Annotated in this window: 14 protein-coding genes and 1 pseudogene; 3 read left to right on the top strand and 12 right to left on the bottom strand. The window is 74.2% G+C overall.

What is annotated here, in order from left to right:
- Nucleotides 1-44: 44 nt before the first annotated feature.
- The 4 genes from IE182_RS11145 to IE182_RS11160 are packed head-to-tail and all read right to left on the bottom strand — an operon-like array spanning nt 45 to nt 4,017.
- Nucleotides 45-1,211 (bottom strand): thiolase family protein, encoded by a 1,167-nt coding sequence (locus IE182_RS11145; RefSeq protein ID WP_190109563.1) that lies wholly within the window; start codon nt 1,209-1,211, stop codon nt 45-47.
- Nucleotides 1,208-2,254, bottom strand: coding sequence for a thiolase family protein (locus IE182_RS11150; protein WP_190109564.1), 1,047 nt, complete (start codon nt 2,252-2,254; stop codon nt 1,208-1,210). Before IE182_RS11150 ends, IE182_RS11145 begins: the two co-directional genes overlap by 4 nt.
- Entirely contained in the window at nt 2,251-3,201 is a 951-nt protein-coding gene (locus IE182_RS11155) for an OB-fold nucleic acid binding domain-containing protein (protein WP_190109565.1), read from the bottom strand. Before IE182_RS11155 ends, IE182_RS11150 begins: the two co-directional genes overlap by 4 nt.
- 15 nt (nt 3,202-3,216) lie before the next feature.
- Complete coding sequence (locus tag IE182_RS11160; RefSeq protein ID WP_190109566.1) at nt 3,217-4,017, bottom strand: crotonase/enoyl-CoA hydratase family protein; 801 nt, start codon at nt 4,015-4,017, stop codon at nt 3,217-3,219.
- 134 nt (nt 4,018-4,151) lie between these two features.
- Between IE182_RS11160 and IE182_RS11165 the strand changes: the two genes are divergently transcribed.
- From IE182_RS11165 to IE182_RS11175, 3 genes are all read left to right on the top strand, one after another.
- Nucleotides 4,152-5,819, top strand: coding sequence for an acyl-CoA synthetase (locus IE182_RS11165; RefSeq protein WP_190109567.1), 1,668 nt, complete (start codon nt 4,152-4,154; stop codon nt 5,817-5,819).
- 77 nt (nt 5,820-5,896) lie between these two features.
- The gene (gene paaK / locus IE182_RS11170; protein ID WP_190109568.1) at nt 5,897-7,213 is read left to right on the top strand and encodes a phenylacetate--CoA ligase PaaK; all 1,317 of its coding nucleotides are present in this window, start codon (nt 5,897-5,899) and stop codon (nt 7,211-7,213) included.
- A gap of 83 nt (nt 7,214-7,296) precedes the next feature.
- Complete coding sequence (locus IE182_RS11175; protein ID WP_190109569.1) at nt 7,297-9,729, top strand: penicillin acylase family protein; 2,433 nt, start codon at nt 7,297-7,299, stop codon at nt 9,727-9,729.
- Nucleotides 9,730-9,813: 84 nt separating this feature from the next.
- On the opposite strand, the gene IE182_RS11180 is transcribed toward IE182_RS11175, so the two are convergent.
- From IE182_RS11180 to IE182_RS11215, 8 genes and pseudogenes are all read right to left on the bottom strand, one after another.
- A complete protein-coding gene (locus tag IE182_RS11180) occupies nt 9,814-10,392 on the bottom strand; it encodes a hypothetical protein (RefSeq protein ID WP_190109570.1) in 579 nt (192 codons plus the stop codon).
- A gap of 131 nt (nt 10,393-10,523) precedes the next feature.
- Nucleotides 10,524-12,074 (bottom strand): acyl-CoA synthetase, encoded by a 1,551-nt coding sequence (locus tag IE182_RS11185; RefSeq protein WP_190109571.1) that lies wholly within the window; start codon nt 12,072-12,074, stop codon nt 10,524-10,526.
- A gap of 89 nt (nt 12,075-12,163) precedes the next feature.
- A pseudogene (locus IE182_RS11190) lies at nt 12,164-13,267 on the bottom strand (NAD(P)H-dependent flavin oxidoreductase); the annotation flags it as partial.
- A gap of 65 nt (nt 13,268-13,332) precedes the next feature.
- A complete protein-coding gene (locus tag IE182_RS11195; RefSeq protein ID WP_190109573.1) occupies nt 13,333-15,618 on the bottom strand; it encodes a serine/threonine-protein kinase in 2,286 nt (761 codons plus the stop codon).
- Between the two features lie 110 nt (nt 15,619-15,728).
- The gene (locus IE182_RS11200) at nt 15,729-16,916 is read right to left on the bottom strand and encodes an acyl-CoA dehydrogenase family protein (RefSeq protein ID WP_190109574.1); all 1,188 of its coding nucleotides are present in this window, start codon (nt 16,914-16,916) and stop codon (nt 15,729-15,731) included.
- 181 nt (nt 16,917-17,097) lie between these two features.
- Nucleotides 17,098-17,967, bottom strand: coding sequence for a phosphatase PAP2 family protein (locus tag IE182_RS11205; protein ID WP_190109575.1), 870 nt, complete (start codon nt 17,965-17,967; stop codon nt 17,098-17,100).
- A gap of 171 nt (nt 17,968-18,138) precedes the next feature.
- Nucleotides 18,139-19,125 carry a CapA family protein gene (locus IE182_RS11210; protein ID WP_190109576.1) on the bottom strand — a complete coding sequence of 329 codons (987 nt, stop codon included), beginning with the start codon at nt 19,123-19,125 and terminating at the stop codon, nt 18,139-18,141.
- 123 nt (nt 19,126-19,248) lie between these two features.
- Nucleotides 19,249-19,956, bottom strand: a complete 708-nt coding sequence (locus IE182_RS11215) for a GntR family transcriptional regulator (RefSeq protein ID WP_190109577.1) — start codon at nt 19,954-19,956, stop codon at nt 19,249-19,251.
- Nucleotides 19,957-20,000: the final 44 nt, after the last annotated feature.

Genomic DNA, 20,000 nt, shown 5'->3' on the forward strand with positions numbered 1-20,000 from the left:
CCACACTAGCGAGCGACGCGCGCGCCGCACAGGCCGCGAGGGCTTCAGGTGGTGGGCGGGGCGGCGCCGACCAGCCACATGGAGAAGAACTGGGCGCCGCCGCCGTAGGCGTGGCCGAGCGCCCGGCGTGCGCCCGGCACTTGGTGCTCGCCGGCCCGGCCGCGGACCTGCAGGGCGGCCTCGGCGAAACGGAGCATGCCGGAGGCTCCGATGGGGTTGGTGGACAGCACCCCGCCGGAGGGGTTGACGGGCAGGTCGCCGTCGAGCGCGGTGGCGCCGGACTCGGTGAGCTTCCAGCCCTCGCCCTCGGCGGCGAAGCCGAGGTTCTCCAGCCACATCGGCTCGTACCAGCTGAAGGGCACGTACATCTCGGCGACGTCGATCTCGCGGCGCGGGTCGGTGATGCCGGCCTGGCGGTAGACGTCCGCCGCACAGTCCCGGCCGGCGCGCGGGGAGACGAAGTCCTTGCCGGCGAAGAGGGTGGGCTCGCTGCGCATGGCGCCGCCGTGCAGCCAGGCGGGCGGGTGCGGAGCCCGGGCGGCGCCGGCCCGGCCGGTGAGGACCATGGCGCAGGCCCCGTCGGAGGAGGGACAGGTCTCGGAGTAGCGGACGGGGTCCCACAGCATGGGCGAGGAGCGCACCTTCTCCAGGGTGAGGCCGTGTTCGTGGAGGTGGGCGTAGGGGTTCTTCAGGGCGTTGCGGCGGTCCTTGTGGGCGACGAGGGTGCCGATGCCCTCGGGGGCACCGGTGCGGCGGATGTAGGCGCGGATGTGCGGGGCGAAGAAGCCGCCGGCGCCGGCGAGGAGCGGCTGCTGGAAGGGGACGGGCAGGGACAGCGCCCACATGGCGTTGGACTCGGACTGCTTCTCGAAGGCCAGGGTGAGGACGGTGGTGTGGACGCGGGCGGCGACGAGGTTGGCGGCGACGAGCGCGGTCGAGCCGCCGACGGAGCCGGCGGTGTGCACGCGCAGCACGGGCTTGCCAGCGGCGCCGAGGGCGTCGGCGAGGTAGAGCTCGGGCATCATGACGCCCTCGAAGAAGTCGGGGGCCTTGCCGATGACGACGGCCTCGATGTCGCTCCAGTCCAGCGCGGCGTCCTCCAGTGCCCGCGCGGCGGCCTCGCGGACGAGTCCGGCGAGGGAGACGTCCCGGCGGGCGGCCGCGTGGTGGGTCTGGCCGATGCCGACGACGGCGACGGGTTCGCTGCTCATGTGCGTGCTCCCTCCGGTTCCGCTCCCGGGTGCCCCGCCGGCTCGCCCTCCAGCACGGCGACGAGGTTCTGCTGCAGGCACGGGCCCGAGGTGGCGTGGGCCAGGGCCCGGTCCGAGGCGCCCCGGTGGATGCGGGCGGCCGCCTCGCCGAGGCGGATCAGGCCGGCGGCCATGACGGGGTCGGTGGCGGGGGTGCCGCCGGAGGGGTTGACGGTCACGGTGCCGTCCAGGCGCAGGGCGCGGCGCAGGACGGCTTCCTGCGCGGCGTCGGCGGTGTGGAGTTCGGCGGTGTCGACGGGGGCGTCGAAGGCGCCGGCGCGTTCGGCGGCCAGGCGGGTGGAGGGCGAGTCGGTGAGGTCGCGCAGGCCCAGGGCGTGGGACTCGATGCGGTGGTCGATGCCGCGGATCCAGGCGGGGCGGGTGCACATGCGGCGGGCGGTGGCTCCGGCGGCGAGCACGACGGCGGCCGCGCCGTCGGTGGCGGCCCGGGCGCCGGGGGCGTGCGGGGTCCCGGAGGGGTGGCCGTCCGCGGACGGGACGGGGGCGGCCTCGTCGGTCAGGAGGGCGGCCTCGTCGATCAGGCCGGCGTCGAGGAGGGCCCGGGTCTGGAGGGCGGCCAGGCAGGCGGGGTCGGGCCAGAGGGGGGCGAGGTAGTAGGGGTCGAGCTGACGGGTGAGGACGTCCCGCAGGTCGCCGGAGGAGGGTTTTCCGTGGGCGTAGACGAGGGCGGTGCCGGCCTGGCCCGTGAGGATCTTCACCCACGCCTCGTACAGCGCCCAGGCCCCGTCCATTTCCACGTGGGACTCGGCGATGGGCGGCCATGCGCCGACGCCGTCGAGGGCGAGGGTGAAGGAGAAGGGGCGGCCGGCGAGGTAGTCGCTCGACCCGGAGCAGGTGAAGTCCGCCTCGCCGGGGGCCAGTCCGGCCTGGTCCAGGGCGTCGTGGAGGACGGGCAGCAGCATCTCCGCCTCCGAGAGCCCGTCGGCGGGTTCGTGGTGTCCGCTCCGGGCGAAGGCGACGACGGCGACGTCGCGGGGCGTCACAGCAGCTCCTTGTAGGTGTCGTAGGCGGCGTCGGGCTCCGGGGCGGGCCGGTAGTGGTCGGGGTGACGGCTGTCGTCGGTCCACACGGGCTCGACGCGCATGCCCATGCGCACCTCGTCGTAGGGGATGCCGCCGATGCGCGCGTGGAGGGCGAGGTCGGCGCCGTCGAGGGCGATGTGGGCGTAGACGTAGGGCACGTCGATGTCGAGGCCCTTGGCCTTGATGTTGACGACGCAGAAGGTGGTGACGGTGCCGCGCGGGCCGACCTCGACGTGTTCGGCGGTGGCGACGCCGCAGGTGGGGCAGGCGCCGCGGGGCGGTACGCACACCCTGCGGCAGGAGGGGCAGCGCTCGCCGAGTATCCGGCGGCCGGCCAGGGCGTGGAGGTAGCGGGTCTGGGCGCGGCCGGGCGCGTAGGTGTAGTCGAGGCGGGCGGGGGTGGTGAGGGTGGTGACGGGGTCGGCGAAGGCGCCGCCGTGCGGCGTCGCGCCGGCGGTGGCGGTGGCCGTGCCGTCGTACGGTTCGAAGCAGGCGATGTCGGTGATGGCGCCCTCGCGGTGGGCGGCCCAGCGGATCCGTACCCGCATGCCGGTGCGCACGGCCCGGGCGTGCGGCGCGTCGAGGGCGTGCAGCAGGGCGGTGTCGGCTCCGTCGAGGCGTACCAGCGCCCAGGCGAAGGGGGTGCGCAGGGGTTGCCGGTGGCGGGGGGCGGGGTTCCACGCCCAGGTGGTGACCGTGCCGGTGGTGCCGACCTCGACGAGGTCGCGGATCTCCTCGGCGGTGACGGGGTCGTACTCGACGGGCGGGACGAGCACCCGGCCGTCCCGGGTGCGCACGCCGAGGACGGTGCGTTCGCGCAGTCCGGTGAGGAAGGCGCTCTGGACGGGGCCGAGGGAGCGGGTGAAGGGGAAGGCGACGACGAGCGGGGCGGTGAGGTTCTCCGGCACCGAATGTCCCCTCCTTCAGGCACGCCGGTAGACGGCGGGCCGTTTCTCGGCGAAGGCGCGGGCGCCCTCCCGGGCGTCGGCGGTGTCGAAGACGGGGCGGCCGCGTTCGAGTTCGAGGGCGAGGGCCCGGGTCTCGTCCAGGCCGGCGGTGTCGTGGACGCACGCCTTGACGGCCTCGACGGCGAGGGGGCCGTTGGCGTTGATGAGGGCGGCGGTCTCCAGGGCCCGTTCCAGAGCGGTGCCGTCCGGGACGACGTGCCCGATCAGGCCGATGCGCGCGGCTTCGGCAGCGGTGTACGCCCGGCCGGTGAGGAGCATTTCGAGGGCGTGGGTGCGTGGGATCTGCCGGGGCAGCCGGACGGTGGAGCCGCCGATGGGGAACAGGCCGCGGCGCACCTCGAAGAGGCCGAAGGTGGCGCTCTCGCCGGCGATGCGGATGTCGGTGCCCTGGAGGATCTCGGTGCCGCCGGCGACGCAGGGCCCTTCGACGGCGGCGATGACGGGCTTGCGCGGCCGGTGGTGGCGGAGCATGGCCTTCCAGTGCAGGTCGGGGTCGGCCTTGAAGCGTTCGCGGACGGGGTCGTCCGTCGTGCCGCGGGCCGCCAGGGCCTTGAGGTCCATGCCGGAACAGAAGGCTCCGCCGGCGCCGGTGAGGACGACGGAGCGGATGGCGTCGTCGGCGTCGGCGAGCAGCCAGCCGTCGTGGAGACCGGCCAGCATCGGCAGGGAGAGCGCGTTCCTCGCCTCCGGCCGGTTCAGGGTGAGTACGAGCGTCGCTCCGGCGCGCTCCGCGGTGAGGTGTTCGGTGCCGCCCATGGCTGTCCTCCCGTCGTGAGACCAGAACAGCGTGCAGGAGGCGGGGGTGCGGTTCAATAGTTTTCTGACAACCCGTCAGTTTTCTTGCCGCCCGGGCCTTCCGCACCGTGGCCGGCGGCGCTCCAATGACCTCCATGGACTACAACCTCGCGGACCTCTTCGAGTCGGTCGTCGACGCGGTGCCCGGCCGGGAGGCCCTGGTCCACCTCGACCACCCGGGCGGCGGAGCCGAGCGCAGACTGACGTACGCCCGGCTCGACGCGGCCGCCAACCGGCTCGCCCACCACCTGCGCGAGAGCGGCGTCGCGCCGGGCGAACACGTGGGCCTCCACCTCTACAACGGCGTCGAGTACCTCCAGGCGCTCTTCGCCTGCCTGAAGATCCGGGCCGTTCCCGTCAACGTCAACTACCGGTATGTGGAGGACGAACTCGCCTACCTCTACCACGACGCCGACCTGGTGGCGCTGGTGTTCGACGCCGACTTCACGGGCCGGGTGGCGGCGGCCCTCCCCCGCGCCGGCCGGCTGCGCCACCTGGTGTGCACCGGCACCCCGCCCGCGGGCGGGCCCGCACCGCGCGTCCCGCCCGTTCCCCTGACGGACGCCGTGGCGGCGGCCTCGCCGGAGCGGGACTTCGCCCCGCGCTCGGGCGACGACCGGTTCCTGATCTACACGGGCGGGACCACCGGCCTGCCCAAGGGCGTCGTGTGGCGGCAGGAGGACCTCTTCTTCTCCGGGCTCGGCGGCGGGGCGCCGACCGGCGAGCCGGTGAAGCGGCCCGAGGAGCTGGCCGAGCGGGTCGCCGCGGGCGGCTCGGGGCTGGTCTTCTTCCCCACCGCGCCCCTCATGCACGGCACGTCCACGCTCACCGCCCTCATCGGCTTCGGCTTCGGGCAGAAGGTGGTCCTGCACCGCAAGTTCGCCGCCGAGGAGGTGCTGCGGACGGTCGCACGGGAGCGGGTCACCAGCCTCTCCCTGGTCGGCGACGCGATGCTGCGCCCGCTGGTGGACGCCCTGGCCGGGCCGCTGCGGGGCTCGGACTGCTCGTCACTGCTGAGCGTGAGCAGCTCGGGGGCGGTCCTGTCGGAGACCGTGCGCGCGCAGTTCGCCGCGCTGCTGCCGGGCGTGCGGCTGCTGAACAACTTCGGCTCCTCGGAGTCGGGCTTCAACGGCACCGCCACCGAGGACGCGGGGCCGGACCGGGGCTTCCGGCTGCGCGTCAACGACCGTACGGCCGTCGTCGACCCGGTCACGCACCGGCCGGCGGCGCCCGGTGAGACCGGGCGGATCGCCCAGCGCGGCCACGTGCCGCTCGGCTACTACAACGATCCGCAGAAGACCGCCGAGACCTTCTTCACCGCGCGCGGCGAGCGCTGGGTGCTGCTCGGCGACCTGGCGACGGCCGGCGCGGACGGCGTGATCACCGTCCTCGGCCGGGGCTCGCAGTGCATCAACACCGGTGGCGAGAAGGTGTTCCCGGAGGAGGTCGAGCAGGCCCTCAAGGCGCATCCGGCGGTGTACGACGCGCTGGTGGCCGGCGTGCCGGACGCCCGCTGGGGGCAGCGCGTCGCAGCGGTCGTCCAGCCGCGCGAGGGCGCCGGACCGCCCACCCTGGCCGCCCTGCAGGAGCACTGCCGGGCCCGGCTCGCGGGGTACAAGGTGCCGCGCAGCATGGTCCTCACCGAGCGCATCCAGCGCTCGCCCAGCGGCAAGGCGGACTACCGGTGGGCCAAGGCGGTGGCCGCCGGACGCTCCCCGGAAACCACTCGTGCGGGTGATCCCCATCCGCCCGCGACCCCTTGACGCCCGGTGTCGGCCCGGAAAATACTTGACCCGGTGAATCTACCGAACGATCGGTCGGGTGACGGGGGCGACGGACGATGACAGGTGGGCACAGCCTGCGGGGTGACGCGGACGCGGCGGAGCGGATGCCGCGGGAGGAGTTGGAGGCGCTGCAGTTGCAGCGCCTGAGAGCGGTGCTGCGCCACGTCTACGACCACGTCCCCTTCTACCGCCGCTCGTTCGACGCCGCGGGCCTGCGGCCCGAGGACTGCCGCACGCCGGCGGACCTCGCCCGGTTCCCCTGCACGACCAAGGCGGATCTGCGCGAGCACTACCCCTTCGGCATGTTCGCGGTGGACCGGTCGCAGGTGCGGCGCCTGCACGCCTCCAGCGGCACGACGGGCGCACCGACCGTCGTGGGCTACACCGACCGCGACCTTGACGTCTGGGCGTCCCTGGTGGCCCGTTCGATCCGGGCGGCGGGCGGCCGTCCCGGCGATACGGTCCATGTGGCGTACGGCTACGGCCTGTTCACCGGTGGGCTGGGGGCGCACTACGGTGCGGAGCGGCTGGGCTGCACGGTGATCCCCGCGTCCGGCGGGATGACCGAGCGCCAGGTGCGCCTCATCCGGGACCTCCGTCCCCGCGTCATCATGGTCACCCCCACGTACATGCTCACCCTGCTCGACGAGTTCGAGCGACAGGGCATCGACCCCCGCACCACCTCCCTCGCGGTGGGCATCTTCGGTGCCGAGCCGTGGACGGAGGGGATGCGCCGGGAGATCGAGGAGCGCTTCGCCCTCGACGCCGTGGACATCTACGGGCTCTCGGAGGTGATGGGCCCCGGGGTGGCACAGGAGTGCGTGGAGACCAAGGACGGGCTGCACATCTGGGAGGACCACTTCTACCCGGAGGTCGTCGATCCCGTGACGGGCGAGCCGGTGCCGGACGGTGCGGTGGGCGAGCTGGTCCTCACCACGCTCACCAAGGAAGCCATGCCCGTGATCCGCTACCGCACCCGGGACCTGACACGGCTGCTGCCCGGCACGGCCCGTGCCTTCCGGCGGATGGAGCGGATCACCGGCCGCACCGACGACCTGGTCATCGTGCGGGGGGTGAACCTCTTCCCCTCCCAGGTCGAGGAGATCGTCCTGAGCATCCCGGGCCTCGCGCCGCACTTCCAGTTGCGTGTGACCCGGGAGGGACGAATGGACCACCTCACCGTGCGGGCCGAGGCGCGGCCGGAGGCGTCGGCCGCCCAACGGGCGGCGGCCGCCGCCGAGACGGCGCGCCGGGTCAAGGAAGGCATAGGCGTCTCGGCGTCGGTCGACGTCGTGGACCCCGGCACCCTGGAGCGGTCCGTGGGCAAGCTCCGGCGGATCGTCGACGAGCGTGGCCGCACCCCGCACGACTGAACCATCCCCGCACGACTGAACCATGACGCCACCGACCGCGTCACGAAGGGCGTCGGTTTCCCTTTCTCCCACAGGAGTTCGCCTTGCTCCTCCGTCACCGCTTACGCACGCTGGCCGTCGCCGGCCTCGCCCTGCTGACCGGCGCGAGCGCGCTGCCGGCCACGGCAGCGGCCGCCCCGGCGCCGGACCGTGCGCTCCAGCCGTCCGGCGGCGGCCTGTCCGCCGTGATCCGCTACACCGAGTACGGCATTCCGCACATCGTCGGCAAGGACTACGCGAGCCTCGGCTTCGGCAACGGCTGGGCACAGGCCGCCGACAACGTCTGTGAGCTCGCAGGCGGCTTCGTCACCCTGCGCGGGGAGCGCTCCCTGGCCTTCGGTGCCGACGCCCCGGCCGACGCGGCGCTGTCCTCGGCCCGCGACAACCTCTCCAGCGACCTGTTCTTCCGCGGCGTCAACGACGCCCGGACGGTGGAGAAGCTCCTCGACCAGCCCGCCCCGCGCGGGCCGAGCAGGCAGGCCAAGGAGCTGGCGCGCGGCTGGGCGGCGGGCTACAACGCCTGGCTGCGGCAGAACCGCATCGCCGACCCCGCCTGCCGCGGCAAGGACTGGGTCCGCCCGGTCACCGCCCTCGACGTCGCCCGGCGCGGCTACGCCATCACGCTGCTGGGCGGCGAGGGGCAGGCCGCCGACGGCATCGTCGGCGCCCGGCCCCCGGCCGGGAAGACCGTGGCACGGCCGCCGGCCGGCGCGGCGAAGCCGGACCTGGCAGCCGCGGCCCGCACGTTCTTCGACCGCGAGAACGCCGCCATGGGGTCGAACGCGGTGGCCTTCTCGGGTGGGACCACCGCCGACGGGCGGGGCCTGCTCCTGGGCAACCCGCACTACCCCTGGTCGGGCGGCCGCCGCTTCTGGCAGTCGCAGCTGACCATTCCCGGCGAGCTGAACGTCTCCGGCGCCTCGCTGCTCGGCCTCCCGATCACCTCCATCGGCCACAACGGCGACATGGCCTGGAGCCACACCGTCTCCACGGGCGTGCCGATGAGCGTGTACGAGCTGAAGCTGCGGCCCGGCGACCCGTACACCTACCTCGTGGACGGCAGACCCGAGCGGATGACCGGCCGGACGGTCACCGTCACCGTGCGCGGCAAGGACGGCAGGCCGGAGAAGGTCAGCCGCACCCAGTGGCGGACGCGCTTCGGCCCGGTGATCAGCGGGCTGGGCGAGGATCTGCCCCTGCCGTGGACGGCCGCGTCGGCGTTCGCCCTGGTCGACCCCAACGCCGCCAACCTCCGTTTCCTGGACGCCTCCCTGGGCCTGAGCAAGGCCCGCTCGGTGCAGGACGCCCGGGCAGCGCTCGACCGCGCCCAGGGGCTGCCCTGGGTCAACACGGTCGCCGCCGACTCCGGGGGCCACAGCCTCTACACCCAGGCGCAGGTCCTGCCGCGCGTCACCGACGAGCTCGCCCGTCGCTGCTCCACCCCGGCCGGGCAGCAGACCTTCCCCGCCGGGGGCCTGGCGATCCTGGACGGCTCACGCGGCGCCTGCGCGCTCGGCAAGGACGCCGACGCCGTCCAGCCAGGGATCTTCGGTCCCCGAGCCATGCCGACGCTGGTCGACGCTCCGTACGCCGAGAACTCCAACGACAGCGCCTGGCTGGCCAACGCGGACCGGCCGCTCACCGGCTACCCGCGCATCTTCGGCGACGTCGCCACACCGCGCTCCCTGCGTACCCGGGGCGCCGTCGAGGACGTCTCCGCCATGGCCGGTCGTGGCAGGCTCACCGTGGACGACCTGCAGAAGCATCAGTTCCGCAACCGCGCGCCCGCCGGTGACCTGGCCGCCGCGGACGCGGCCAAGGCGTGTGCCGCACTGCCGGGCGGCAAGGCCGTCGACAGCAAGGGGACGACCGTCGACGTGTCGGCCGCCTGCGCCGTCCTGGCCGGCTGGGACCGCACCATGAACACCGGCAGCAGGGGTGCCCTGCTCTTCGACCGCTTCTGGCGCACGCTGACCGCCGACGGGCAGGCGGAGGTCTGGCGGGTCCCCTTCGATCCCCAGAAGCCCGTGACCACGCCGAACACCCTCAACACCCAGGGCCCGGCCTTCGCCCGGTCCCTGGCGGATACGGTCGGCCAGCTGCGGGCGGCGGGCATCGCCCTCGACGCGCCCCTGGGCGAGCACCAGTTCGTGGTGCGCAACGGCAAGCGCATCCCCATACCCGGGGGCGGGCTGGGCGTGTGGAACATGATCGTCGCCCCGTGGGACGCCGCCCGCGGCGGCTACGCCGACGTGGTGCACGGCTCCAGTTACCTCCAGGCCGTCGGCTTCGACGGCAAGGGGTGCCCGGTGGCCCGGACCCTCCTCACATACAGCCAGTCGGCTTTCAGCGGCTCGCCCCACCACAGCGACCAGACCGAGCTGTTCTCGGCCGGGCGCATGGTGCAGGGCCGGTTCTGCGAGAAGGACATCATGGCGTCGCCGCAGCTGAAGGTGGTGCACGTCAGGGAGGGCTGAGCCCCGCGGCCCGGCCGACGGGGCGCACCGCGCCGCTCGCGCGGTGCGCCCCTGGTCGTTGCCGCCCGGTGGTCCGGAGCGGGGTCAGACGTCTATCTGGATCGCCTCCATGCGGCGGGACTGGCCCGTGGTGCCGACGGTGACCGGGTTGCCGCGGACGGCGTGCTGCCAGCCGATGCCCTCCAGGTGTGCCCGGGCCGTGACGGAGCCGGAGGCCACGCTGATGTGGAGGGCCTCCATCCGCCGGGACTGGCCGGTGGTGCCCGCGACGACGTTCTGGTAGTCGCCGCCGCAGCGGGTGCCCTGCCAGCCGATGTCGGCGAGGTGGGCGTTGAGGCACACCCCGCCGACGTTGCCCACGGCGACCTCGATGGCCTCCATGCGGCGCGACTGGCCCGTGGTGCCGGCGACGCTGCCGTCGCAGACGGCCGGCAGCCAGCCGAGATCGGCCACGTGCACGCGGTAACAGACGATTCTGCCGGCCGCGGCGCCGCGGTTGGCCAGTTCGGCCTTCACCGCGTCGGCCGCGGTGCCGGTGGCGCCGGACCGGGCGGTTTCGCCGGTCGTCCGGGCCTGGGCGGTGGCGGTGCCCGTGAGGCCGAGCACGGCCGCGGCGGACAGGGCCAGCAGTGCCTTGCTGCTCTTGGTGACGAAGCCGTTCACAGCGGTCTCCTCCTGTTGTCGGTCGGACCGCCGTCCTGTCTAGCGAGCCCCGGGAGGGCGCAGTACCCCCCGTGCCCGGCATCGGCCGGGAACCGCCGTGGAGCGGCGGGCTCCGCACCGGCGGGAAACGGTCACCCCGTGCGCTCGCGGCCCCGCCAGTACGGTTCGCGCAGCCGGCGTTTGTAGAGCTTGCCGTTGGGGTCGCGGGGCATGGCCGCGATGAACTCCACCGACCTGGGGCGCTTGTAGCCGGCCAGCAGGCCGGCGCAGTGCTCCAGGAGGGTGGCGGCCAGGGCCTCGTCCGGCCGGTGTCCCTCGGCGGGCTCCACGACGGCCTTGACCTCCTCGCCCCAGTCGTCGTGCGGGATGCCGAAGACGGCGGCGTCGGCGACGGCCGGGTGGGCCAGGAGCGCGGACTCGACCTCGGCGGGGTAGATGTTGACGCCGCCCGAGATGATCAGGTCGATCTTGCGGTCGTGGAGGAAGAGGTAGCCGTCCTCGTCGAGGCGGCCCAGGTCGCCGACGGTGAAGAAGTCGCCGACCCGGCTGCGCTCCGTCTTGGCGGCGTCCTTGTGGTAGGCGAAGCGGCCGGTGGTCATCCGCAGGTAGACGGTGCCGACCTCACCGGCGGGCAGGGCCTTGCCCTCGTCGTCGAGCACGGCGAGTTCGCTGATGGGCCAGGCCCGGCCGACCGTGCCCGGTCTGCGCAGCCACTCCTCGGCGGTGGCGAAGGCGCCGCCGCCCTCGCTGGCCGCGTAGTACTCCTCGACGCAGGTGCCCCACCAGTCGATCATGGCTCGTTTCACGTGTTCCGGGCAGGGGGCGGCGCCGTGCAGGGCGTGCCGCATGGAGGAGACGTCATAGCGTTCGCGCACGTCGTGCGGCAGGGCGAGCAGGCGCTGGAACTGGGTGGGCACCATGTGGGTGTGGGTGCACCGGTGGGTGTCGATCAGGCGCAGCATCTCCTGGGGCGTCCACTTGTCCATCACCACCAGCCGGTGCCCGATGTGCAGGGACGCGGCGGCGAACTGCAGGACGGCCGTGTGGTAGAGCGGCGAGCAGACCAGGTGGACGTTGCCGCCGGCCGGCTGGATGCCGAAGATCCCGAGGAAGCCGCCGAGATGGCTCTCCTCGGGCGGCCGGCCGTTCAGGGGGCGACGGATGCCGCGGGGGCGTCCCGTGGTGCCGGAGGTGTAGTTCATGACCCAGCCGAGGGTCCGGCCGGCGGGCGGGGTGCCGGGCTGCCCGTCGAGGAGCGTGGCGTACGGGCGGAATCCCGGGACGTCACCGACGGCGTACCGCCGGGCCGCGGGCAGGTTCGCCTCGTCGGCGGCGGCCGCGGCTGCGGCGCCCCAGCGCTCGTGGGCGATGAGCACCTTGGCCCCGGAGTCGGCGACGATCCAGGCGATCTCCGCTGCGAGGAGGTGGTGGTTGACGGGCACCAGGTAGAAGCCGGCCTGGGTGGCGGCGAGATGGGCCGTGAGGAACTCCGCGCCGTTGGGCAGGACGGTGGCGAAGGCGTCGCCCTCGCGGAGGCCGGCGGCGCGGAGGCCGTGGACCAGGCGGTTGGCCTCGGCGTGCAGGCGACCTGCGGTCCAGCCCTCCCCCTGCGGGGTGATCAGGACGACGCGGCCGGGGTTCTCCGTGGCCTGCGCCCAGAAGCCGTTGCTCTTTTGCGTCATGGCGTGGTGTCCTCCTGGGGCGCGTCGCAGGGTGCGGCTCGGTGGGTGGCGTCGTGCCCGCCCTCCCCCGGCTGCCGCCGGGAGGTGCCCCCGGACGGCGGAACGACTGCCCGCAACCGCTCCACTGCTCGCTCGAAGCCGCGGGTCAGGTCGTCCACGACCGCCTGGACGGAACGTACGGAGTCCATCGCCCCCACGATCTGGCCCACCGGCGTGCCCAGCAGGGGCAGGGCCTCGTACTTCTGGATGCGGGTGAGGGCTTCCGCGACGAGCAGGCCCTGGAGCGGCATGGGCAGGGGGCCGGGGCCGGCCGGGTCGTCCCAGGCGTCGGTCCAGGCGGTGCGCAGCTGACGGGCGGGCTTGCCGGTGAGGGCCCGGGAGCGGACGGTGTCCCCGGATCCGGCGGCGAGGAGCTTCGCGGTCAGGGCCCGGGAGGGCAGCGCGGCCTCCTCGGTGGTGAGCCACAGGGAGCCGAGCCAGACGCCCTGGGCGCCCAGGGCGAGGCCGGCGGCGATCTGTTCCCCGCTGCCGATGCCGCCGGCGGCCAGCACGGGCAGCGGGTCGACGGCCCGGACGACCTCGGGGGTCAGCACCATGGTGGCGATCTCCCCGGTGTGGCCGCCGGCTTCGTAGCCCTGGGCGACGACGATGTCGACGCCGGCGTCCGCGTGGCGGGCGGCGTGGCGGGCGCTGCCGGCGAGCGCGGCGACGAGGGCGCCGTGCCGGTGGGCGCGGTCGACGACATCGGCGGGCGGCGGGCCGAGGGCGTTGGCCAGGAGCTTCACCGGGTAGTCGAAGGCGACGTCCAGCTGGGTGCGGGCCACCTCCTCCATCCATCCGGTGATGCGCCACCCGGACGGATCGCCCTCGGCGAGCGCGGGCACGCCGTACCGGGCGAGGGTCTCCTGGACGAACCGGCGGTGGCCGGGCGGGATCATCGCCTCGACGTCGGCCTCGGTGACGCCCTCGGCCCTCCTCGCGGGCATGACGACGTCGAGCCCGTACGGTCTGCCGTCGGTGTGCTCCTCCATCCAGTCGAGGTCGCGCGCGAGGTCGCCGGGGGCGCGGTAGCGCACCGCGCCCAGGACGCCGAACCCGCCGGCGCGGCTGATGGCGGCGGCCACCGCGGGGAAGGGAGTGAAACCGAAGAGGGCGTGCTCGATGCCCATCCGGCTGCTCAGCTCGGTCCGCATGGGCGGCAGGATGCCGCAGCGGCCCCGGGGAGGGAACCCGGCGGCATCATTTTTCTGACGCAGCGTCAGATCTGTCCGGGGTTGCTGCGGGGGGAGCGGATCCGGCGCAACGCCGCGACCTGCCGGTACAGCTCCACGGCCTCGGCGGAGCGGCCCAGCTGCTCCAGGCAGTGCGCCTCGTCCTGCCGGCTGGCCAGGGCGTCGGGGTGGGCCGCGCCCAGCACCCGCTGGCGGGCCTGGGCGACGTCGCGGTAGACGGCGAGGGCGTCGGTCCAGCGGCCGAGCCAGCCGAGCCCGACCGCCACCTCGCGGCGGCTGACGAGCGTGTCGGGGTGGTCCGCGCCCAGCACCCGGGCGCGGATCGCGCAGACGTCGCGCGCCTCGGCCAGGGCCTCCTCCCAGCGGCCCAGGCGGCCGAGGTTGACGCCCAGGCCGTGCCGGGCGCGCAGGGTGTCGGGGTGGGCCGCGCCCTGGGCCCGGGTGCGGTCCTCGACCAGTTCGCGGTAGAGCTCCAGGGCCTCCGCGCTGCGGCCCAGCCGGCCCAGGCAGATGCCCGCCTCGTAGCGGGCGGCGAGCGTGTCGGCCTCGTCGGGGCCGAGCACCCGGGCCCGGGCGGTGGCCACCTCCTGGTACGTGCGCAACGCCTCCGTCCAGCGGCCGAGCTGGCCGAGCGCGTAGCCGACCTCGTAGCGGGTGACGAGGGTGTCCGGGTGCTCGGGGCCCAGGACGCGGGCGCGCGCGGCCGCGACGTCGCGCGCCATGCTGTACGAGTCCTCCAGCCGGCCCAGTCTGCTCAGGTTGAAGGCGAGGTTGTGGCGGCAGCGCAGGGTGTCCGGGTGGTCGGTGCCCATCACGCGCTCCCGGGCGGTGAGCACGGCGGTGTACACCTGGTGGGCCTCGAAGTGGCGGCCCAGCTGCCCGAGGACGTAGGCCGTCTCCTGGCGGGCGGCGAGGGTGTCCGGGTGGTCGGGGCCGAGCACCCGTTCACGGCCCGCGGCCGTCCGCGCGAACTCGCGCAGCGCGTCGCGCGGCCGGCCCAGCCGGCTGAGGGCGAAGCCGACCTCGTAGCGGCTGGCGAGCGTGTCGGGGTGGTCGGGGCCGAGGAGGCGTTCGCGCTCGGCCGCGACGGCCTGCTGCACCTCACCGGCCTCGGCCCAGCGGTCCAGGCGGGCGAGCCGCAGTCCCTCGCTGTGCCGTCCGGCGAGGTCGGCGACGAGAGCCGGCGGCGGCCGCTCGGTCGCCGCCGCGGGCGCGGTCCCACGCGCCGGGGTGCCGGCCGGGCCCTCGCCCCCCTCGTCCCAGGGGCCGGTCCAGGAGCCGGTCAGGGCGGCGGGGGGGTCGGGAGGAGGCTGCAGGGAACCGGTGCCGGCGGCCTTGGAACCGGTGGTCATGTTCCGCGCCCAGCCCGGCAGCCGGGGCGGCTCGGGCAGCCGGGCCGAGGCCCGCAGAGGCCGGGGGCGCTCCTCGGGCAGGGTGCGGCGCGGGGGCGCGCCCGCCCGGTACGGGGGCATGGCGGCGATGCGCCGGACCAGCTCGGCGGCGTCCTCCGGCCGGTCGTCGGGCTCCTTGGCCAGCAGGTCGAGGACGATGTCCTCGAAGGGCACGGGCAACTCCGGCCGCGTCTCGCGCGGCGGCCGCGGCGGGGTGTCGCGGTGGCCGACGAGCACGGCCCAGGCGTCGTCCATGTCGAAGGGCGGCGCACCGGTGGCGAGCTCGTACAGCACGCAGCCCAGCGAGTACAGGTCGCTGCGGTGGTCGACGTTCCCGGCGCCGATCTGTTCGGGCGACATGTAGTGCGGGGTGCCCATGGCGATGCCGGTGCCGGTGAGCCGGGTGGAGAAGCCGATGTCGTGGGCCAGGCGCGCGATGCCGAAGTCGCATATCTTCACGGTGCCGTCGGCGACGCGGACGATGTTGGCGGGCTTGAGGTCGCGGTGCACGATGCCCTGGCGGTGGGTGTAGGCCAGGGCGGCGCCGACCTGCTCGGCGATCTCGATGACCTCGGGCACGGGCAGCGGGTGCTGTTTGTTGTCCTCCAGCAGCTGGCTGAGGTTGCGGCCGTCGAGGAGCTCCATGACGAGGTAGAGCACGCCCTCGGACTCGCCGAAGTCGTGCACGACCGTGATGCCGCGGTGCTGCAGGGAGGCGGCGACGCGGGCCTCGCGCCGGAACCGCTCGCGCAGCACCCGAAGGTAGGACGGTTCGTGCTGACGTCCCATGGGTTTGAGGCACTTGACGGCCACCTGACGGCCCAGCGATTCGTCGCGGGCCCGCCACACCTCGCCCATCCCGCCCCGCCCGATCAGGTCGAGCAGCTGGTACCGGCCCTGGATCAGCCTGGTGTCCGCCATGCTGTGCCGCCGCCCCCGTCGTTTGGCTCCGCCTCCCCCGGCCCCTCAAGTATGGCGGCCCCTCAGTGCGGCTTGTAGCCCGACGGACGGCTCCGGGGGGCGGATGTGCGTCAGCGGCGCACCCGGGGCATGCCCAGGCCGATCCAGGAGATGATCTCCCGCTGGATCTCGTTGTTGCCGCCGCCGAAGGTGAAGATGACGGCGCTGCGGTAGCCGCGCTCCAGCTCGCCGCGGAGGACCGCGCCCGCGGAGCCCTCCTTGAGGGGGCCGGCCGCGCCCAGGACCTCCATCAGCCAGGCGTAGGCCGCCCGGCGCGCCTCGGAGCCGTAGACCTTGACCGCCGAGGCGTCCTGCGGGGTGAGCGCGCCGCGCTGGAGGGCGTCGACCATCCGCCAGTTCAGCAGCCGCATCGCGTCCAGCCGCACATGGGTGCGGGCGAGGAGGCCGCGCACCCAGCCCAGGTCGGCGACGCGGCGGCCGTCGGCGAGCTTGGTGGCGGCGGCCCAGTCACGGACGTCGCGCAGGGCCCTGATGGCGGTGGTGCCGTGGGCGGCGAGGGTGACGCGCTCGTGGTTGAGCTGAGTGGTGATCAGGCGCCAGCCCTGGTTCTCCTCGCCGACCCGGCGGGAGAAGGGGACGCGGACGTTCTCGTAGTGGCTGGCGGTGGTGTCGTGCGAGGCCAGCGTGTTGATCAGGGTGCAGGAGTAGCCGGGGTCGCTGGTGGGGACGAGGAGGATGCTGATGCCCTTGTGCGGCGGGACGCCTTCCGTCACGGGGGCGGTGCGGACGGCGAGCCAGACCCAGTCGGCGGTGTCGCCGTTGGTGGTCCAGATCTTCTGCCCGTTCACCACGTACGCGTCGCCGTCGCGCACCGCCCGGGTGGTGAGGGAGGCGAGGTCGGTGCCGGCGCCGGGCTCGCTGTAGCCGATGGCGAAGTCCAGCTCGCCGGAGAGGATGCCCGGGAGGAAGGTCGCCTTCTGCTCGTCGGTGCCGAACCGCATGAGGGTGGGGCCGACCGTGTTGAGCGCCATGAGCGGCAGCGGCACCCCGGCCTGGGCGGCCTCGTCGAAGAAGATGAACTGCTCGACGGGGGTCATCCCGCTGCCCCCGTACTCCTTCGGCCACCCCACGCCGAGGCGGCCGTCCGCGCCGAGGCGGCGGACGGTCCGCCGGTAGAACCGCTTCCGCTCGGCCGCGTCGGCATGCCGCGCGGACGCCTCGTCGGGTACCAGATCCGCGAAGTACGCGCGCAGTTCGGCCCGTAACCGCTGCTGCTGCGGGGTGTACTGGAGATCCACGGCCCCTCCATGTGGTCGCCGGCGGTCCCTGTGGGTGCGGGCGGACACGGTAGAACGCGGTGCGGCAATACGGAAGGCACGCGCGGCCGCGGGCGGACCGTGCCCGGTCAACGCGAAGGGCGGACCCCCGAAGGGGTCCGCCCTGGTCGTGCGCTGCTGTGCGTAAGGCCGTGCCGCGGCCTCAGCGCCCCGCGTGCCGGCGGTGCCGCCCGCCGGAGGCCGGGCCCGCCGCCCGGCGCCGTCCGTGGCCGGCCACGGGGCCCGCCTGGCCGGGGTACTCGCCGTAGCCGCCGTACTGGCCGTCGTACGGTCCGCCGTAGTACCCGTCGTCGTGGTGTCCGCCCTGCTCCGCCGCCGCGAGCGCGGCGCGCTCCTCCGCCAGGCCGAAGCGGCCGAGCAGGCCGCCCAGCACCGGCAGGGTCTCCAGCCGGGGCAGCAGCCAGGCGTGCCACACGCCGGTCACGAAGAGGACCGCGGAGCTCGCGATCAGCACCGAGCCGAAGGTGTCGGTCGGGTAGTGGGCGCCGACGTACATGCGGGAGAAGGCGACCAGCAGGACCGCGAGGACACCGAGGACGGCGACCGTGCGACGGTGCCGGGACTCGCGGAAGAGGAAGAAGACGGCCAGGGCCACCGCCACGGTGAAGGCGGTGTGGCCGCTGGGGAAGCTGTTGGAGCCGATCTCGGGGTCGAGCATGAACTCGCGCGGCGGCCGGGGCCGCGCCACGATCGCCTTCGCCAGCTGCGTGCTGTTCCAGCCGACCGCGACCACGAGGAAGACCGCCGACGCGGTGATGGGGCGGCGCTTGACGAACAGCAGCCAGCCGCACCAGACCGCGAGGATGATCACGCCGGCCACGGGCGAGGCGCAGTAGCTGACCGCCTCCATCGTGTGGTTCAGCCAGCCGGTGCGCGTGTTGGTCTGGATCGTGCGGTCCAGGTCCAGGTCGTGCGGCTGGATCAGCCGCGTATGCGCGGCGACCATCCCGAGCGCGATCGCGGTCGCGAACAGCAGGAGGGAGTAGCGCAGCCAATGGCGCACGTAGGGCATGGGTGGGGCGTCCTTCGTATCGGTATGGCGGTACCGGGTCGGCAGCACGGTAGGCGTACGGTCGGATGACGGGTACATGCCGCGCAGATGACGTCGGCGCGGCTGTACAGCAAAAGCTACACGCGCGTAGCCCCCGGCTGCGGCGCCGGTCACGCTGTGTGGGCCGCGGCCCTACGCCCAGTCGGCCACCAGCCGCCCGTCCCGTACGGCCACGGCCGTGCCGAACGCGGCGCAGGCCCGGGCGTACCGGTCGTGGATCCACTGCCAGTGCTCCTCGCGCGCCACGGTGGTGCGGCAGTAGTCCAGGTACAGGGGCACCGCTTCGAGGCGGACGGGGCGGTAGCGGGCCGGCTCCGGGCCGTCCAGGGTGACGAGGAAGAGCAGCCCCAGGTCGTTGCGGAGGTGGGGGTCGACGGCGTAGTCGTCGACGAAGTCGCCCATGTCGTGCACGACGCGGGAGGCGACCCCGTGGAAGACGTGGGCGGAGTGCCCGGCGATCAGGGTCGCGCCGGCCGCCATCAGGGCGGCTGCGGCGTCCTGCACGTGGTGGGGCGGGGCGGCGGTCATGTTGGGCCCCCAGTGCGGGGTGACGAGCACCACGTCGGCCTCGGCGGCCGCGCGCCCCACCAGTTCGGCGAGCCAGTGGGGAACGCCGCGCCGCAGGTCGGCGAAGGCCACTCCGGGGCGGTCCTGCCCGGCCGCGAAGTCCTCAGGGTGGTCGGTGACGCCCACCACGGCCAGTCGTACCCCGCCCGTCTCCAGCACGGCGTACGCGCGGGCGGCGCCCGCGTCGGGCCCCGCCCCCACCGCCGCGACGCCCGCCCGCGTCAGGAGCTCACGGGTGTCCGTCAGGGCGTCGTAGCCGAAGTCCAGGGCGTGGTTGTTGGCCAGGGTCACGCAGTCCACGCCCAGCTCCGCGAGGACGTCCGCGGTCTCGGGCGGAGCCCGGAAGAAGAACGGCTTGCCCGGCGCGGGCCAGGGCTCGCCCCGGCCGGAGACGCAGCATTCGAGGTTGGCGACGAACAGATCGGCCGTCGCGACGATCTCGCGGAGCTCCTCGCACAGGATCGTGTCCGGCTCCGGCGCCTGTGCCAGCCGCTCGCCGACGCCGCGCCCGAGCATGGTGTCGCCGGCCATCGCCATCGTGATCGGCGCCATGCGCTCCCCTTCCCTCCGGGAGCCGCCCTTGCCGCCAGTATGCGGCGCGCGGGCCCCGGAGGACGAGGACGCCCCAGGGTGTGTGCGACGGGCCGGTGCGGGCCCCGCGGCGGGTCGGCCGCGTCAGCGGGCGGCCTTGCGGCGCCCGGCCTGCGGCGCCTCGTCCCCGCCGCCCTTGGCCCACAGCGAGCGCACGTGCCCCAGGTGCCGCGCCATGCACTTCTCGGCGCCCTTGGCGTCGCCCGCCAGCATCAGGTCGAGCAGCTCCAGGTGCTCCTCGGCCGAGGGGATCAGCTCGCCGCGCTGGTCCAGGGCGGTCAGCCCGTACAGGCGCGAGCGCTTGCGCAGGTCGCTGACGGTCTCGACGAGGCGTTCGTTGCCGGAGAGCGCGAGCAGGGAGAGGTGGAACTGCCGGTCCGCCTCCAGGTAGCCGATGAGGTCGTGCTCGCGGGCGGCGCGCACGATCTCCTCGGCGACGGGGCGGAGCACTTCGAGGTCCTCGGCGGTCGCGATGCGCGTGACGCGGCCGGTCATGGGCACCTCGATCAGGGTGCGGATCTCGGTGTACTGGTCGAGGTCGCGCTCGTTGACCTCGGTCACCCTGAAGCCCTTGTTGCGGACCGGCTCGACCAGGCCCTCGCGGGCCAGGTCGAGCATCGCCTCGCGCACCGGGGTCGCGGAGATGCCGAAGTCCTCCGCGAGCCCCGGTGCCGAGTAGACCTCGCCGGGGCGCAGTTCACCGGAGATCAGCGCGGCACGCAGGGCGTGGGCGACCTGATCGCGCAGCCGCTCCGTGGCGGTGACGAGATTGCGCTGCTTGAGGTGCCCCATGGTGTCCCTTTCGTGCCCCGATGGACTGGACCACCAGCGTACAA

Source organism: Streptomyces cinnamoneus, from assembly GCF_014650495.1.
GTDB classification, from domain to species: domain Bacteria; phylum Actinomycetota; class Actinomycetes; order Streptomycetales; family Streptomycetaceae; genus Streptomyces; species Streptomyces cinnamoneus.